At 65.2% G+C, this 16,933-nt stretch carries 15 protein-coding genes; 5 read left to right on the plus strand and 10 right to left on the minus strand.

The genetic code is table 11. The features are described from left to right. Window positions 1-3: 3 nt before the first annotated feature. On the minus strand, window positions 4-1,308 hold the full coding sequence (locus tag ACP153_RS15785) for an HlyD family type I secretion periplasmic adaptor subunit (RefSeq protein WP_424971975.1): 1,305 nt from the start codon (window positions 1,306-1,308) through the stop codon (window positions 4-6). Continuing rightward, the gene (locus ACP153_RS15790; RefSeq protein ID WP_424971976.1) at window positions 1,305-3,044 is read right to left on the minus strand and encodes a type I secretion system permease/ATPase; all 1,740 of its coding nucleotides are present in this window, start codon (window positions 3,042-3,044) and stop codon (window positions 1,305-1,307) included. The genes ACP153_RS15785 and ACP153_RS15790 overlap by 4 nt, the downstream gene beginning before the upstream one ends. 204 nt (window positions 3,045-3,248) lie before the next feature. Between ACP153_RS15790 and ACP153_RS15795 the strand changes: the two genes are divergently transcribed. Next, window positions 3,249-4,043 carry an MlaA family lipoprotein gene (locus tag ACP153_RS15795; protein ID WP_424971977.1) on the plus strand — a complete coding sequence of 265 codons (795 nt, stop codon included), beginning with the start codon at window positions 3,249-3,251 and terminating at the stop codon, window positions 4,041-4,043. Next, window positions 4,033-4,656 carry an MlaC/ttg2D family ABC transporter substrate-binding protein gene (locus tag ACP153_RS15800; protein ID WP_424971978.1) on the plus strand — a complete coding sequence of 208 codons (624 nt, stop codon included), beginning with the start codon at window positions 4,033-4,035 and terminating at the stop codon, window positions 4,654-4,656. The genes ACP153_RS15795 and ACP153_RS15800 overlap by 11 nt, the downstream gene beginning before the upstream one ends. Before the next feature lie 53 nt (window positions 4,657-4,709). Here the strand turns inward: ACP153_RS15800 and ACP153_RS15805 are convergent, their stop codons facing one another. Then, on the minus strand, window positions 4,710-6,968 hold the full coding sequence (locus tag ACP153_RS15805; RefSeq protein WP_424971979.1) for a transglycosylase domain-containing protein: 2,259 nt from the start codon (window positions 6,966-6,968) through the stop codon (window positions 4,710-4,712). A 280-nt stretch (window positions 6,969-7,248) separates the two neighbouring features. Between ACP153_RS15805 and ACP153_RS15810 the strand changes: the two genes are divergently transcribed. Together ACP153_RS15810 and ACP153_RS15815 are read left to right on the plus strand one after the other, a co-directional pair. Further along, entirely contained in the window at window positions 7,249-7,587 is a 339-nt protein-coding gene (locus ACP153_RS15810) for a P-II family nitrogen regulator (RefSeq protein ID WP_424967047.1), read from the plus strand. 33 nt (window positions 7,588-7,620) lie between these two features. Further along, on the plus strand, window positions 7,621-8,934 hold the full coding sequence (locus tag ACP153_RS15815) for an ammonium transporter (protein WP_424971980.1): 1,314 nt from the start codon (window positions 7,621-7,623) through the stop codon (window positions 8,932-8,934). A gap of 180 nt (window positions 8,935-9,114) precedes the next feature. Here the strand turns inward: ACP153_RS15815 and ACP153_RS15820 are convergent, their stop codons facing one another. The 5 genes from ACP153_RS15820 to dapA form a co-directional block, all read right to left on the minus strand. After that, window positions 9,115-10,296, minus strand: coding sequence for an aromatic amino acid transaminase (locus ACP153_RS15820; RefSeq protein ID WP_424971981.1), 1,182 nt, complete (start codon window positions 10,294-10,296; stop codon window positions 9,115-9,117). Window positions 10,297-10,304: 8 nt separating this feature from the next. Continuing rightward, entirely contained in the window at window positions 10,305-11,156 is an 852-nt protein-coding gene (gene sseA / locus ACP153_RS15825; RefSeq protein WP_424971982.1) for a 3-mercaptopyruvate sulfurtransferase, read from the minus strand. 219 nt (window positions 11,157-11,375) lie between these two features. Beyond that, window positions 11,376-11,858, minus strand: a complete 483-nt coding sequence (smpB, locus tag ACP153_RS15830) for an SsrA-binding protein SmpB (protein WP_424971983.1) — start codon at window positions 11,856-11,858, stop codon at window positions 11,376-11,378. A gap of 5 nt (window positions 11,859-11,863) precedes the next feature. Next, a complete protein-coding gene (locus ACP153_RS15835; RefSeq protein ID WP_424971984.1) occupies window positions 11,864-12,334 on the minus strand; it encodes a GNAT family N-acetyltransferase in 471 nt (156 codons plus the stop codon). After that, complete coding sequence (gene dapA, locus ACP153_RS15840) at window positions 12,315-13,190, minus strand: 4-hydroxy-tetrahydrodipicolinate synthase (RefSeq protein WP_424971985.1); 876 nt, start codon at window positions 13,188-13,190, stop codon at window positions 12,315-12,317. Before dapA ends, ACP153_RS15835 begins: the two co-directional genes overlap by 20 nt. Window positions 13,191-13,362: 172 nt before the next feature. On the opposite strand from dapA, the gene ACP153_RS15845 reads away from it, so the two are divergent. Further along, window positions 13,363-15,306 (plus strand): transglycosylase SLT domain-containing protein, encoded by a 1,944-nt coding sequence (locus ACP153_RS15845; RefSeq protein ID WP_424971986.1) that lies wholly within the window; start codon window positions 13,363-13,365, stop codon window positions 15,304-15,306. Here ACP153_RS15845 and ACP153_RS15850 read toward each other — a convergent pair. Further along, a complete protein-coding gene (locus tag ACP153_RS15850; RefSeq protein ID WP_424971987.1) occupies window positions 15,303-16,202 on the minus strand; it encodes a DMT family transporter in 900 nt (299 codons plus the stop codon). The two genes, ACP153_RS15845 and ACP153_RS15850, sit on opposite strands and share 4 nt — an antisense overlap. Further along, the gene (mnmD, locus tag ACP153_RS15855; RefSeq protein ID WP_424971988.1) at window positions 16,199-16,867 is read right to left on the minus strand and encodes a tRNA (5-methylaminomethyl-2-thiouridine)(34)-methyltransferase MnmD; all 669 of its coding nucleotides are present in this window, start codon (window positions 16,865-16,867) and stop codon (window positions 16,199-16,201) included. The genes ACP153_RS15850 and mnmD overlap by 4 nt, the downstream gene beginning before the upstream one ends. Window positions 16,868-16,933 lie beyond the last annotated feature (66 nt).

Below are 16,933 nucleotides of genomic sequence, written 5' to 3' on the forward strand. Positions count from 1 at the left end.
CCCTTATCCCTCACGGAAAGCGCGATTGAAATAGTCGCTGAGCGGTTTCACGAAATACTCGATCGGGGTGCGGTCGGCGGTGCGGATGAAGGCCTCCACCGGCATGCCCGGGATCAGGTCGAGCCCGGAGAGCTTCTCCATCTCGCCCTCTTGCGGAGCGGTTTCGACCCGGTAGAAGGAAGCGCCCGTGGCCTCATCGACGAACGCATCCGGCGAGACGCTGACCACCTCACCCTTCAATTCCGGTGTGCGGCGCTGATCGAAGGCGGAGAAGCGCAGGTTCACCTCCTGCCCGACAAAAACCTCGTCCACATTGATCGGATTGACCCGGCTGGTGATGATCAGCGGACGGTCCTGGGGCACGAGATAGAGCACGGGCTCCGCGGGCCGGATCACCGAGCGTTCGGCGAAAATCGCAAGGTCGTAGACGATGCCACCCACGGGCGCGCGAATGTCGAGGCGGCTCAGCCGTTCGCGCAGGGCGCGGCGTTGCTGCTGCAACTCAAGTTCCTGGGCCTGAGTGTCGCGCAGCCGCGCGATGGCCTCTTCTCGGCGCGAGGTGGTGAGCTTGAGGATCTCGATATCGATCTCGGTCTGCCGGCCACCGAATTCCGCCTTGGAAGCTGTGAGCTCCCCGACCGAGCCCAGCAGACGCGCCTGCTCGCGCTGCAGCGACAGGACCCGCGAGGCCTGTGCCAGCCCGCGATCCAGCAGGCTTTGCTGATCCGCGAGCTCCTGCTCGATCAGGTCGAGCTGTTTGCCCAGTGCCACTTGCTGCGCGGTGATCCCCTCGATCTGGTTGTCGATTTGCGAGCGGCGGCGGGCGAGTTGCTCGGTTTCGGTCTGGATCGAAGTGTTGCGCGCCTCAAAAAGGCGCCGCTGGCCCGCCATGACATCGGCGATTTCGGCGCTGGATCCTGCCGCCGCGAGCAGCGCGTCATCGAAGATTACCTCTTCGACCCCATCCCGCTCGGCCACAAGCAGCGCGCGCCGCGCCATCAGCTCAAACAGCTGACCCTCGACAATCGCCAGATCCGTCAGCAGCAGCGTCGGATCAAGCTGGATCAGCAGCGAACCGCTTTCCACCGTGTCGCCTTCATCCACGGCAATGCGCTGCACCACGCCACCATCGGGATGCTGAACGACTTGCCGGTTCTGATCGACCTCGATCTGTCCCGGGGCAATGATGGCGCCGGCGATATTGGCCATGACGGACCATGTTCCGAAACCGCCGACCAGTATCGCGAGGGCGGTCCCGCCGATCAGCAATTGGCGGCTGGCGGGGAATTTGCGGGATGAGGGGCTCATGACACACCTCCTGCGGCTTTCTTGAGGATTTCCTTGTGGTTCGAGACCATGGATTTCAGCACCTCGTCGCGGGGGCCAAAGGCCTTGCGCGAGCCGCCTTCGAGCACCAGAAGCGTTTCGCATTGCTCAATCGCGGCGGGCCGGTGGGCCATGATCAGCACGGCCTTCCCGTCCTTCTTCATCCGCGCAACGGCGGCGTTCAGAGCCTGCGAGCCGCTATTGTCGAGGTTTGAGTTCGGCTCATCCAACACCAGCAGCACCGGATCGCCATAGAGCGCCCGGGCAAGCCCGATCCGCTGCATCTGCCCGCCGGACAGTTTGGTCTGACTGCCGAGGATTTGCGTGTCGTAGCCTTTGGGCAGTTTCAGGATCATCTCATGGGCGTCGGCGCGCTTGGCCGCATCCACCACGGCCTGAGCATCGGGTTGGGTCGCGAGGCGGGCGATGTTTTCGGCAATCGTGCCGTCAAACAGCACCACCTGCTGGGGCAGATAGCCGATATGGGTGCCGAGCACATCGGGCCCGAACTGGTCGAGAGAGGCGCCGTCCAGCCGGATCTTCCCCCCCGCCGCGGGCCAGATCCCGGTCAAAGCGCGCGCGAGGGTTGACTTGCCCGCCCCGCTTTGCCCGATCACGCCGCACGCCTCGCCCGGCGCGACGGTGAAAGACACGCTGCGCAGGGCGGCCTGCGCCTCCCCCGGGGGGACCACGATCAACTGCTCCACCGAGAGCTGCGCCTTTGGCTTTGGCAGTGGCGTGCGATCCGCATCGGGCGGAATCGTGTCCAGCAGATCCAGCAGATCGCGCCGCCCTTTCATGGCGCGCTGCACCAGGGGCCACTGGCCGATCGCCATCTCGATCGGGGCCAGAGCGCGGCCCATCAGGATGGAGCCCGCGATCATTGCGCCCGCGGTCAGCTCCCCCTGGAGCACGAGATAGGCGCCGAGACCCAGCATTGCCGATTGCAGAAACAGGCGGAACGTCTTGGTCAGGGTCGAGAAGCCGCCCGTGCGATCGGACGAGGTCAGCGTCTCGGTCAGGGATGCGCTGCGCACTTGATTCCACCGCTCAAAAGCCGAGCGGCGCATGCCCAAGGCTTCCACCGTTTCGGCACCGCCTGCCAGCTGTTGGGACATCATCTCGGCGCGGGCCGAGGCCTCATTCGCCTTGCTGACCGGGCGGCTGGTGAGCCACTGGTTCAGCACGGTCACAATGATCAGGAAGGTCCCGCCGACCATGGCCAGATAGCCAAGCCAGGGGTGGAAGATGAAGATGGCCGCCACAAAGAGCGGTGTCCAGGGGATGTCGAACACCGCGAGGAGCGCGGGCGAGGACAAGAGCCTTTGCATCGCCTCCAGATCCCGCAAGCCGGTGGCAGCGGTCGTCTGCCCCTCGCGCAGGGATTTGCGCAGGGAGGCGGAAAAGACCCGCTGATCCAGCGTGTCCTGCATTCGTGCCCCGGCGCGCGCCAGCACCCGTCCGCGCGCCCAGTCGAGCACGCCCATCATCAGAAACAGGAACGCGACCAGTGCCGAGAGCGCCAGCAACGTCTCTTCTGACTGGCTGCCCAGTACCCGGTCATAGACCTGCAACATATAGAGCGGCCCGGTCAGCATCAGCAGGTTCACAAAGATTGAGAACACGAACACGGACCCGAAAAGGGGCATATTCGCGCGGCGAATCGCGCCCAGTTCTTCCTTGCCCTTGCCTGCATTTGGCGGTCTGCGTGCAGCCATACTCTGTCCTCATCCCCTCGAACCCGCTGCCATGAATGGCGAAGCATTGCCGATTCTAACGCATACTTGTTTAACGCGGCTTCTCTATTCACGAAGCCTTTCCTATCTAAGGGTGTATAGGCGTATATACTGCAAGCCAATTGTTGCTGCTGATCCCGGAAGCCGAGTTCTATGTCCCAATCCCTTCGTCGCATTTTGCGACCTGTGTCCTGTCTTGTTCTGATCGCGGCTCTCGGAGCCTGTGCCAAACCGCAAAACAGCAGTGACATCATTGATCCGCTGGAGCCCGCCAATCGCGGCGTGCACAACTTCAACAAGGCGCTGGACAAAGCCGTACTGCGCGATGTCTCGCAAGCCTATGTCACCGTGGTGCCCGAGCCGGTGGTCGACGCGATCAGCAACGCGACCCACAATCTCGAACAGCCCTCGCGCATCATGAACAACCTGCTGCAGGGCCGGATCGAGAATGCGGCCCATAACTCGTTCCGTTTTCTGGTGAATACGACCTTTGGGCTTCTTGGTGTGCTGGATGTGGCCGACGCCATGGGGCTTGAGGAGATCGACACGGATTTCGGCGAGACGCTCTATGTCTGGGGCGTGGGCGAGGGCGCTTATCTCGAGGTGCCGCTGTTGGGGCCGCACACGTCACGCCGTCTCGTGGGGCGCGCGGTCGACATCGTGACCGACCCGATCGGCGAGGTGGTTTCGGTAACCCGTCCCCTGGCCGTGCGGGCCGGGCTCTTCACCACCGAGCAACTGAAGGACCGCGCAGAGTTCTCCAATGTGGTGGATGACGTGCTCTACAACAGCATCGACAGCTACTCTGCCACACGCATTTTTTACCTCCAGAACCGCCGCTTCATGCTTGGGAGCGCGCAGGGGCCGGCCTATCTCGACCCCTATGAAGAGTTCCCCGACGGCGCCGAGGGTGCTGCCGGAGCGGCCAGTGCCGCGGATGATTTGTATTTCGACCCCTACGAGGATCCCTATGTCCAGTAATCTGCTTCGCCGTACCTTCTTGCGCCAATTCGCAGGCTCCGCGCTTGCGGCGGCGCCCGTGCTTGGGCTTCTCGGCGCGCGACCGGCGCAGGCGCTGGACACGCGGCAGGCCTCGGATCTCGTCGGGCGCGTGGTGTCCGAAATCGATAGGGCGATCAATTCCGGCAAGACCGGCCCGGCGCTCTATCGCGAGTTCGAGAAGATCTTTCAGCGCTATGCGGATGTGAACATCATCGCGCAATCGGTCCTTGGGGTGGAATGGCGCAGCGCCAGCAACGCCCAGCGGCGCGCTTATACGGAGGCCTTTGCGCCTTATATCGCCCGGAAATACGGGCGCCGTTTTCAGGAGTTTGTCGGGGGCCGGATCGAGGTCGAGAGCGCGCGCCCGGTGCGCAGCTTCTTCGAGGTCAAGGGCACGGCGTTTCTGCGCGGCGAGTCGCCCTTCGAGGTGATCTTCCTTGTCTCCGACCGCTCCGGTCAGGACCGCTTCTTCAACATCATCATCGAGGGCGTGAACCTCGCGATCACCGAACGCGCCGAGATCGGCGCGCTTTTGGATCGCAATGGAGGGGACCTGGACCGGATGATCAGCGATCTGCGCACGCTCCAGTAATTGCGCGCGTCCGCGCCGCCCTGGCACAGGGCGGCGCCTCGTTGTCCAACGGCCTAGTTCCGCCCGAGGATCTGCCCCAGAACATCGCGAATGACCCGCTCCGCCGCGTTGCGGATCGGATCCTCGCGCGTGTTGCGCGGGGATTGCACGACCTGCGGAGCCTCCGGCGCCCGCGCGGGCGGCAGGGTCATGGGCAGGGGCTTTTTCGGACGCCCCTCATGGACACGGGCCATCGTCTCGCGCCAGATCTCTGCCGGCAGCCCTCCCCCCGTTACCCCGGTCAGGGGCGTGTTGTCGTCATATCCCATCCAGATCCCGGCGACATAATCGGCGGTGAAGCCCACGAACCACGCATCGCGCGCGGCCTGTGTCGTGCCGGTCTTGCCCGCGGCCTGCCGGTCCTCCGGCAGCTTGGCGCGCCCGCCTGTGCCATCGGCGATTACACGGTACATCATATAGGTGAGTTCCTGTGCGGCGCGCTGGCTTACCACACGTTCGCCAATCCCGCCGGCTTGCCCCATGAGCGGGGTGGTATCCCCCAAGAGCCGCAGCTCGGTCAGCCCATAGGGTGCCACGCTGCTGCCACCGTTGAGGATGCCCGCATAGGCCGCCGTCATCTCCAAAAGCGTGCTCTCCGAGGCCCCGAGCGCCAGGGCCGGGCCATCGGCCATCTTGCGCGCGATCCCGAAATCCGTGGCGACCTTGCGCACATTCTCGCGTCCGACCTCTTCCGAAAGCCGCACAGCGGGGGTGTTGAGCGAGTTCATCAAGGCCTCGGTCAGGGTCACCTCGCCATAGAAATTGCCCGTGTAGTTCCGCGGGCTCCAGGGGCCCGAGCCGGGGATGTTGATGGTCAGCGGGGCATCAAGGATCAGATCATTCGGCCGATAGCCGAGATCGAGCGCTGCCGCATAGACAAAGGGTTTGAAAGCCGAGCCGGTCTGGCGCAGGGCCTGGGTCGCCCGGTTGAACGCGCCCGAAACCTGCAGCTTGCGCCCGCCCACCATGGCCCGCACCGCGCCATCGGCGGACATCACCACGATCGCCGCCTGAGCCTTGGACCCCTTCGAGACCTTGGTGTCGAAGACATATTGCAGGGCCTCTTCGGCCGCGCTCTGGATGTCCTGGTCAAAGGTCGTGCGGATGATCACATCCTCGGTGGTCTCCGATGTCAGAAAGCTCGGGCCCGATTCCATGACCCAATCGGCGAAATACCCCCCCGCCCGACGCTCCGCCGCCGCAGAGAGGGTCGCGGGATTGGCCTGGGCCACGGCGGCTTCGGTGTCGCTCAGATAGCCCTGTTCCTGCATCAACCCGATAATCGTTGCCGCACGCCGCTGGCTGCGCGCCAGATCATTGGTGGGCGCAAACCGCGTGGGGGCCACCAGCAATCCCGCGAGCATCGCAGCCTCGGGCGGGGTCACCTCAGCGGCGGATTTTCCGAAATACCGCTGGCTCGCGGCCTCAAACCCGCGCGCGCCTGCGCCGAGATAGGCGCGGTTGAGATAGATCGTGAGGATCTCGTCCTTGGTATAGGCCGTCTCCAGCGCCATGGAGTAGGGGATTTCCTTGACCTTGCGCCAGATCCCGCCCGAGCGGCACTCCACCTCGTATTCCGCCTCGCTCTGGCCGCTCTCCGGTTTGAACTCGGTTCCGAGACAGAGCAGCTTCGCCACCTGCTGGGTGATGGTCGAGCCGCCATGGCCCGAGAGCGGGCCGCGCCCTTCGCGCAGGTTGATGCGCACCGCACTGGCGATGCCCCGCGGGCTGATCCCGAAATGGCGGTAGAACCGACGGTCTTCGGTGGCGATGATCGCGTTCTTGAGATGGGGCGAGACCGTATCGGCGGTGATGATCCCACCAAACTGGTCGCCGCGCCAAGCATAGACGTCGCCTTCCCGGTCCAGAAGCGTCACCGAACCGCGCACCCGCGCATCGGTCAGCTCCAGAGCCGGGGGCAGTGTGGAATAGTGATAGGCCGTGGCCCCCGCCAGAATAAGCGCGAGCACCGCGAGCCCGCGCCAGGCCACCGCAAAGATCAGGCCGAAAATCCAGCCGATCAGCCGTTTGATGCTCCAGAGGATGCGCGCAAAGAACCCGCGGGGCGGCTGGCCGCCGCCACTGCGCCGCCGTTTGCGGGTCGGGGCCGGTTTGCGTGCCACGGATTTGCGGGGCGCCGCCTTCTTGGTGGGCGCCTTGCGCGCGGGCGCCTTCGGCTTTGGTTTGGGCTTGGCTTTGGCGGCCTTGGCCGGACGCCCGGCAGGCCGCGGGTCGGCGCGCAGCACCGGCCGTTTTCGCTTATCTGAACTCATACACGGTGCCTGTACTGCTCTGGTGCGCCCTGCAAGGGCCCGGGTCTCCGCCCTGGCCCAATGTAACCTTTCGTGACTCGATTTTGCACCGGTCCGATTCCGTTTCTTCGTTCGCCAACTGCCCGAAAAATGTGCGATCGGTGAAAATCGTGCAAAAAATGTGCGACAACAACCTCAGGTTGTCGAGATTTGCCCCTGTCGGATTGAAGCCGCCCCGCGTCACGTTCTGTTGTGCGCCCGTGAACTCTCGCAGGGAACCTGCCTTAAGGAAGGGTAAGACGTGAAACTCATCATCGCAGCAATCAAACCGTTCAAGCTGGAGGAAGTGCGCGAAGCGCTCACATCCATCGGCGTGCGCGGCATGATGGTCACCGAGATCAAGGGCTTTGGCTCTCAGTCCGGTCACACCGAAATCTACCGGGGCGCGGAATACGCCGTGAATTTCGTCCCGAAGGTCAAGCTTGAAATCGTCGTGGGCGATGCCATGGCCGACCAGGTGGTCGAGGCCATCCAATCCACCGCCAAGACCGACAAGATCGGCGACGGCAAGATCTTTGTTCTCGACGTGCAGCAGGCGGTCCGCGTCCGCACGGGCGAAACCAACGACGACGCGCTGTAAAGCCTGCGTCTCTTTTCAGAGGGTAACCGTATAATGAAAATAACCAAGCTCCTTCCCCTGGCGGCCGCTGCGATCGCGCTGCCGAGCCTGGGTCTTGCTCAGGATGCTGCGCCGACTTTCGACGAAATCGGCCCGTACATCATGACCACGCTGCTGTTCTGCATGGCGGGTTTCCTGGTGTTCTTCATGGCCGCGGGCTTTGCGATGCTCGAAGGCGGTCTGGTGCGTTCCAAGAACGTCACCATGCAGATGACCAAGAACATCGCGCTCTACTCCATTGCGGCCATCATGTACTGGCTGATCGGCTTCAACCTGATGTATCCGGGCGATTTCAACGGCTATGTGGGCAGCTTCTTTGTTCTGACCGAGCTGGACCCGGTGGGTGTTGCCGCCGCTGATGCCGCGCTTGACTACGCGTCGGTCGGTTCGGACTTCTTCTTCCAGCTGGTGTTTGTGGCTGCCACCGCGTCCATCGTGTCCGGTGCTCTGGCCGAGCGCATCAAGCTGTGGCCCTTCCTGATCTTCGTCGTGGTCCTGACCGGTGTCATGTACCCGATCTCCGGCTCCTGGCAGTGGGGCGGCGGCTGGTTGTCTGAAGCTGGCTTCTCTGACTTCGCCGGTTCGACCGTTGTGCACTCCGTGGGTGGCTGGGCCGCTCTGGCTGGTGCGATTGTCCTCGGTCCGCGCCTTGGCAAATACAAGGACGGCAAGGTCAACCCGATGCCCGGCTCCAACCTCGCCCTTGCCACACTGGGCACGTTCATCCTGTGGCTTGGCTGGTTCGGCTTCAATGGCGGCTCGCAGCTGGCCATGGGCACCGTGGGCGATGTCTCTGACGTTTCGCGCATCTTCGCCAACACCAACATGGCTGCGGCTGCCGGTGCTGTGACTGCGCTGATCCTGACCCAGGTTCTCTACAAGAAGCCGGACCTCACCATGGTGCTGAACGGCGCTCTGGCAGGCCTCGTTTCCATCACGGCCGAGCCTCTGGCGCCGTCCTTGGGCTTGTCTCTGGTGATCGGTGCTATCGGTGGTGTGATCGTGGTCTTCACTGTGCCGCTGCTGGATAAGCTCAAGATCGACGACGTTGTCGGCGCAATTCCGGTGCACCTCTTTGCAGGCATCTGGGGCACGATCGCTGTTGTGCTTTCCAACTCCGACGCGAACCTGTTCACCCAGCTGAAAGGCATCGTGGCCTACGGCGTCTTCACCTTCGTCGCCAGTCTCGTTGTGTGGTTCATCCTCAAAGCAGTGATGGGCATCCGCGTCAGCGAAGAAGACGAGATCAACGGCTTGGACATGTCCGAAATGGGCATGGAAGCCTATCCGGAGTTCTCCAAGGGCTGAGACTCCTTCCACTCAGCCTGAACACTCCCCGGGCGTATTTTCGCCCGGGCTTTTTATCAAAGTATCGCCGCGTATTTGGTGATGTGTGTTTGGCCACAGGCCGCTTAGTGTACAGTGCAGAGCCGGGTCTTTCGGGCAACCGAGGGGCCCGGTTTCTCTTTGAACAAGGGCTCCGAGGGCTTAGCGCAGCACAGCCGCCAAAGCATCGGCCACGGGGGCACAGGTGGCCTCGGTCACGCCGGCCAGATTGATCCGGCCCGTGCCCACGATATAGAGCCCGTGCTCCGCGCGCAGGCGCGCCACGCGCTCCGTGCCGAGGGGCAGCATGGCGAACATGCCGTTCTGCCGGGTAAGCCGGTCGAACGCATCCGAGTTCAGCCGTGCGCGCAGACTGGCGGCCAGATTGGCGCGGTTGTCGATCAACGCCCTGCGGATGGCGCTGAGCTCAGTGTCCCAGGACGCACGCAGCGTGGGATCCGTGAGGATCTCGGTGACCACCCGTGCGCCGTGATCTGGCGGGAAGGAATAGGTCTCGCGATTGAGACGGGTGAGTTGGCTCTCCACCGCATCCCGGGCGCGGGCGCTCTCCGTCAGCGCAAGACACAGTCCCACACGCTCCCGGTAGAGCCCGAAGCTCTTGGAGCCGGAAAATGCCACGATCGACTCGGGCAGAGCGCTGAGGCGCCGCAGGAAGGCCAGATCCGCCTCTGGGGCTGCGCCGAAGCCGAGATAGGCGCAATCGACCACGGGTATCGCGCCGCTCTGCGCAAGGCTGGTCACGATCTCCTCCTGCAGTTCCGGATCCGGATCGGCCCCCGTCGGATTGTGGCAGCAGGCATGGAGCAGCACCACATCCCCGGCCCGCGCCCCCGCCAGATCGCGGAGAAGGCCTGCGCGTTCGATTTCCTGCGTCGCCGGGTCGATATAGGTGAAGTTCCGGGTCTCGAGCCCCAGGCTCCGGGCCAGAACCCAGTGGTTCGGCCAGGACTCCTCTGGGACCCAGACGCGCAGGTCGGGCCGCGCGGTGCGCGCCAGAGCGAGAGCGGTTTGAACAGCGGAGGTCCCACCGGTGGTCGCGCTGGCCGCGCGCCAGTCTCCGTCGCCCTCCGGCCCTAGCAACAGATCCGAGACCGCCGCGTGAAAGCCCGGATCGCCGCGAAAGCCCACATAGATCTTGCTGTCCTGACTGTGCCAGATCCGCTCCTCCGCGGTCTTCACGGCTTGGAAAACAGGTGTGCGCCCCTCCGCATCCCGCCAGACACCGATACCGAGATCGACCTTGTTCGGGCGCGGGTCCGCCTGAAAGGCCTGCATCAGCGCTAGGATCGGGTCTGTTTCCGACGTCGACAGGCGTTCGAACATGGCCTGTCTCAGCCCGTGGCGACTTTCAGCCCGTCATACATGCCCCATTCGCTCCAGGAGCCATCATAGAGGCTGTGATCGCGATGCCCGATCCGCTCGAGCGCGAGGCTGAGGATCGCCGCCGTGACCCCGGAGCCGCAGCTGGTGATCACCGGTTTGCTGAGATCGATCCCCGCGGCCTCGAAGGCCGCGCGCAACTCCGGCACCGGTTTCATGGTCCCGTCTTCTGCGAGCAGGCTCGCGTAGTGCAGGTTCTTGGAGCCGGGGATATGCCCGGCGCGCAGGCCAGGGCGCGGCTCCGGATCCTCGCCGCGGAACCGGCTGGGGGAGCGGGCATCGACAACCTGCGGCACGCCGAGCTTGGCGGCGGCGGCCACCTGGGTGACGTCCTTGATCAGATGGGCCTGGCGCTGCACTGTCATGTGCCGGTCGCGGATCACCGGGGGCAGGTCCTCGATCTCGCGGCCCTCGGCCTGCCATTTGCGAAAGCCGCCGTCGAGCACGGCAATATCGGTCTTGCCCATGAGCCGGAAGAGCCACCAGATGCGCGCCGCCGAGAACAGTCCCGCGCCGTCATAGACCACCACCTGATGCCCATCGCCCACGCCAAGGGCGCGCATGCGGGACATGAACTTCTCGACCGGCGGGGCCGTATGGGGCAGATCCGAGCGCGCATCGCTCACATCATCCATGGCCAGAAACCGCGCGCCCGGGATATGGGCCGCGTCATACTCCGCCTTCGGGTCGCGCTGCGCGTCGGGCAGATACCAAGACGCATCCAGGATCCGCAGATCGGGATTGGTCAGATGCGCCTCCAGCCAATCGGTGGATACCAGGGTCTTGGGATCGTCTTGTGACACGGGATGCGGCCTTGTCCTGCTGTGGTCTCATCATTGGGTAACGAGCGGAGACCCCGCTGGCAAGAGAGGCCAAAGGACAGGCCTGGACGTGCGCCGTTGGATTTTGAGTATTTTTGGAACAATGAGGGAAAGGACGCGCGTCAGATCCAGACCGCGTTCCTGGTTTCATTGTTCTTCAAATACTCACGGCCAAGCGGGTCGGCCTCGCGCGCGGTCAACCTAGTGCCGTTCCTTGAGAAGCCGCTGCTTTTGCCGGTTCCAGTCGCGCTTGGCATCCGTGGCGCGCTTGTCGGCGAGCTTCTTGCCCTTGGCGATCCCGATCTTCAGCTTCACCAGCCCGCGATGGTTGAAATACATCGCCATGGGCACGAGCGTCATGCCCTGCCGCTGGGTGGCGTTCCAGAGCCGCGACAGCTCCCGTTTCGAGGCCAGCAGCTTGCGGCGGCGGCGCTCTTCATGCTTCCAGGTTTTGGCCTGCGCATAGGGGGCGATGTAGCTGTTGACCAACCAAAGCTCGGCTTCATCCACGGTCGCGTAGCTCTCGGCGATGTTCGAGCCACCCTCTCGCAGGGATTTCACCTCGGACCCTTCGAGCACAATACCGACTTCGAGGTCGTCTTCGATGGCATATTCCCGCCGTGCGCGCCGATTCTCGGCGACGACTTTGTAGTTCTTCTCTTCGGGGGTCTTCGGTTTGGCCATCTGGCTCACATAGCAGGTGCGGCGGGGGATTCAACCAGCCGCATCTGCACCCGCTCCAGCCCGGTTTCGGGATCCATGCGCCGTCCGGTCTCGGCAAAGCCCAGCCGGTGATAGGCGGCGCGGCCGTGCATGTTGAGGGTATAGACTTCGAGCGTGACGTCCTGCTCGGCGCAAAGCTCAGCGCAAAGCGCGCGGCCGATCCCGCTGCGTTGGGCCTCGGGCGCCACGAAAAGCCCGGCCAGTTCCTGTCCCCGGGTCAGGGAGGCGAAACCGACGATCTGGCCTGCGCGGAGGGCGACAAGGGTCTGGGTGGCGGGGAAGTAATCCCCCTCCAGCCGCGCGCGCTCTGCCGCGATCTGGGCATCGCTGAGAAAGGGATGGGTGCTACGGGTGGCGGCCTCCCAGACGTCGCAGAGCGCGTCCAGATCCGCCGCCAGACGCGGGCGCAGGATGAGATCAGTCGAGGAGCCCGGCATGGGCCATCGCGGCCTTCACCGCCTCTTTGGTGCCGTCGGTCAGGCACTGAAGCGGCAGGCGGACCTCCTCACTGCATTTGCCGAGCAGGGAGAGGGCGTATTTCGCGCCCACGAGGCCCGGCTCCATGAAGATCGCCTCATGGAGCGGCATGAGCTTGTCCTGCAGGGTCAGCGCTGCGGCGTAGTCGCCGGCCAGCGTCGCCTCCTGGAACTGGGCGCAGAGCTTCGGCGCCACATTGGCCGTGACCGAGATGCAGCCGACGCCGCCATGGGCGTTGAAGCCGAGCGCAGTTGCATCTTCGCCCGACAGCTGGATGAACTCAGCCCCACAGGCCATGCGGGTCTGGCTGACCCGAGCCAGGTCGCCGGTGGCGTCCTTCACGCCGACAATGGTCGGCAGGGCGGCAAGCGTCGCCATGGTGGCGGGCGTCATATCCACCACGGAGCGGCCGGGGATGTTGTAGATCACGATCGGGATGTCCGCAGCCTCGGCCAGAGCCGTGTAATGGGCCACCATCCCGGCCTGGGTCGGCTTGTTGTAATAGGGCGTCACCACGAGCGCGCCCTGGGCGCCAGCCTCGGCGGCGTGGCGCACAAAGCGGATCGCCTCAACCGTGTTGTTCGAGCCCGCGCCCGCGATCACCGGCACGCGCCCGGCAGCAACCTCGATCACCTTGGCGACCACGGCTTCGTGCTCGTCATGGCTGAGCGTGGGGCTCTCGCCGGTTGTGCCCACGGGCACCAGCCCATGGCTGCCCTCGGAAATCTGCCACTCGACAAACGCCTCCAGCGTCGCGAAATCCACGGCCCCGTCTTTCATCGGCGTGACCAACGCTGGCATAGACCCTTTGAACATGGATACCCTCCTTAACGATGATCGGTCCGATAGTGTCACGGGCGCATACCGCTCCGGCCGGGGGCAAGGCAAGGGGCTCGGGCGAAATACCGGGCGGTTTCCCCTATGATGGGCGGTCAGGACACCCTAGATGACCCCTAAGATCAAAAAACAAGAGCAGGCGAGGCGCGAGATGAACAGGATTGGCAAAGCGTTGGGACAGATGGCGCTGGTGGCAACGCTCGCATTGGCGCCGGTGGTGGCCAAAGCGGATCTTGCGGGGGCGTTACAGGCGGCCCGGGGCAGCGATTGGGACCGAGTCGCCCGGGAGGCGGGGCGGATCACCGATCCGGCGGCCCGGGATGTGGTGATCTGGACGCTGCTGCGCGCGCGTCAGGGGAATTGGGCACAGTATCGAGATTTTTTGGCGCGCAATGCGGATTGGCCGGGCCTGCCGCTCTTGCGGGCGCGGGGGGAGCCGAAGATCCCCGAAAACGCGAACCCGGCGGATGTCCGCGCCTATTTCGCCGCCCAGGCCCCGCGCACCGGCACGGGCGCGCGCCGTCTGGCCGCCGCGCAGCGGGCTGCGGGGCAGAGCACGGCGGCGGGTGAGACGCTCGCCGCTGCCTGGCGTGATCTCAATCTCGACGCGGAGGAACAGGCGCTCTTTCTGCGCAACCACCGCTCCGACATCGCCTCGGCCCATGTGGCGCGGCTGGACCGGCTCCTCTGGGCCGGGCGGACGCGCGATGCGAGTGCGATGCTCGATCTGGTGCCCGCCGATTGGCGCAAGCTGGCTCAGGCGCGGATCGCCCTGCGGCTCGATGAGAACGGTGTCGACGGGCTGATCGCGGCGGTGCCCTCCTCGCTCAGCGGGGATCCGGGGCTCGCCTATGAGCGGTTCCTATGGCGGGTGCGCAAGGGACGTACGGACTCCGCGCGGTCCTTGATGATGGAGCGGTCGAGTTCCGCAGACGCGCTGGGCCGGCCCGAGGAGTGGGGCAATCGCCGTCGCTCCCTGGCGCGGGACCTGATGCGCGATGACCGGGACCGGGAGGCCTACCGTCTGGCGGCAAACCACCACCTGACCGAAGGGCGGCATTATTCGGATCTCGAATGGCTCTCGGGCTTTATCGCCCTGCGCAAGCTCAACGATCCCGAAACTGCCCTGCGCCATTTCCGGGCCTTCCGCGCCTCGGTGGCCTCGCCGATTTCGCTGGGCCGAGCCGGGTATTGGGAAGGCCGCGCGCTGGAGGCCATAGGTCAGCGCGATGGCGCGCGGGCGGCCTATGCGTTCGGGGCCCAGCACCAGACTGCGTTCTATGGTCAGCTGGCGGCCGAGCGGGCGGGCATCGCCCCGGATCCGGCCCTCGCTGGACGAGAGAACTACCCGGATTGGTCCGCAACACCCTATGCGCGCACCTCCGTCTATCTCGCCGCCCGTGCGCTTCAGGGCGCGGGGGAGCGCGGGCTCGCCGAGCGTTTTCTCGTCCATCTCAGCGAGCGACTGACCCTGGAAGAGCAGGGCGCGCTGGCGGATGTGGCCCTGGCCTGGGACGAGCCCCATATCGCGCTGATGATCGCGAAATACGCGGCGCGCAGCGGGGGCGTGCTGCACCGGGCCTATCACCCGGTGACATCGCTCGTGCCCGGCGCGCTCCCGGTCAACCGCGCGCTGGCCCTTGCCATCGCCCGCCGCGAGAGCGAGTTCGACTCGGTGGTTGTCAGCCCCGTGGGCGCACGCGGGCTCATGCAGCTTATGCCGAGCACCGGCCAGTCCATGGCCCAGAAGCTGGGCGAGCCCTTCTCCGTCTCCCGCCTGCTGAGCGATCCGGCACAGAATGTGCGCTTTGGATCGAGCTATCTCTTGCAGCTGATTGACGAGTTCGGGCCGAACCTGACGCTGATCTCGATCGGCTACAACGCGGGGCCCGGACGCTCGCGCAGTTGGACGGACCGGTTCGGCACGCCCAAGGGGCTGGGTGAGGACGCGATGGTCGACTGGATCGAGCATGTGCCCTTCCGCGAGACGCGCAACTACATCATGCGCGTGACTGAAAGCCGGATCATCTATGGCATGCGGCTGGCTGGCGAGGCGCAGCCCTTCCGCGTCATCGACCGCCTGACCGCGCGCTAGGACCCGGTACGCCGGGCGCGGGCCTCCAGCGCTGCGGCGACCTGTGCCCGCCAAAGGGTGAAGATCCCGGCGCCGACCACGAGGGCCGCGCCGATGGCGACGTTCATCCGGATCTCTTCGCCAAAGACGCTGACGCCCAGCATCGCGCCCCAGACCAGTTGCAGATAGGCGAAGGGCTGGACCGAGCTCGCCTCGGCCACCTCATAGCATTTGATCAAGAGGAAATGCCCGCCCGCCCCGGTGATGCAGAGCGCGATCATCCAGGCCCAGTCGCCGGGCGTCATCGGCTCCCAGCCCCAGATGCCCACGCCGGTGATTGCCAGCGCGCCCACGGTGCCGGTCCAGAAGAAGCTGGTCTCTGCACTGTCCTTGCGCGCGGCATAGCGGGTGAGCAGCCCGTAGAGCGCAAAGAGAAAGGCCGCCAGCAGCGGCACCAGCGCCTCGACCTGAAACACCCCGAAGCCCGGCTGCAGGATGATGATCACGCCGACAAAGCCCACCCCGATGGCGACCCAGCGCCGCCAGCCCACGCGCTCCCCCAGCACGGGGCCCGACAGCGCCGCGATCAGGAGCGGATAGCAGGTGAAGACCGCGTGGCTTTCCACGAGGCCCAGCAGGACAAAGCCCGCCACCATGATGCAGATCTCGGTGACCAGCAGCACTGCGCGCAGCCCCTGGATCACCGGCTGTTCGGTCTTGGCCGCCGCGCGGACCCCGCCCGCCTGCCGCGACGCGATGGCGATGACGAAGGCCGCAAAGAACCAATAGCGGATCATCACCACCATCAGCACGTTGTATTCAGCGGCCAGATGGCGGGAGATCCCGTCCTGCAGGGCAAAGACAATCGTCGTCGCGACCATCAGCCAGATGCCCAGCCGCGTGTTGTTCCCGGTCATGGCAGGCGCCCCACACTCATATGCCGCTTGCGGCCAAAGCCGGGGATGCGGGTGACCTCGAACCCCGCCGCGGCGAGGGCCCGGCGCACATGGCCCGCGGCTGTATAGGTGGCAAAACTGCCGCCCGGGGCGGTGTGGCGCGCGACCTCGGCCATGAGGTCCGGGTCCCAGAGCTCGGGGTTTTTGGCGGGGGAGAACCCGTCGAGGCACCAGGCATCGGCCTGCCCTTCCCAGCGCGGCAGCGTCTCGCGTGCATCCCCGAGGATCAGCTCAAAGGTCAGGTCCGGGGCGTTGAAGGTGGTTGCGCCCCCCTCGAGCGCGGCGAGAACATCCTCCAGCACCGGGACCACTCCGGGAAAGGCATCAAGCGCTGCGCGCATCTCCGGCACGGGCATGGGAAATGCCTCAAAACTGGTGAAGCGCAGGGGGGCGTCGATCCCGGCCTCCCGCCACGTTCTGCGCATCACCGCCAGGGTGAGACCCGTGCCAAAGCCCAGCTCGGCCACGGCAAAGCCCGGGCGGAACCGCGCGGGCAGCTCATTGCCGGCCACAAAGACATGGCGGGTCTCAGAGAGCCCGTCCGCCTTGGAGTAATAGGGATCATCAAAGCGCACCGAGACGGGAACGCCCTCTGTCCACGCGACCTCTGCCTGCTGGCCTTGCATGCCGTCCTGCCTTACATCTCAGGGCCGGATCGCGGCCCGGCGCGACAATGGGCAAGGAGGACGAGT

Origin of the sequence: Dinoroseobacter sp. S76 (genome assembly GCF_049801095.1) — a bacterium.
GTDB lineage: Bacteria > Pseudomonadota > Alphaproteobacteria > Rhodobacterales > Rhodobacteraceae > Dinoroseobacter.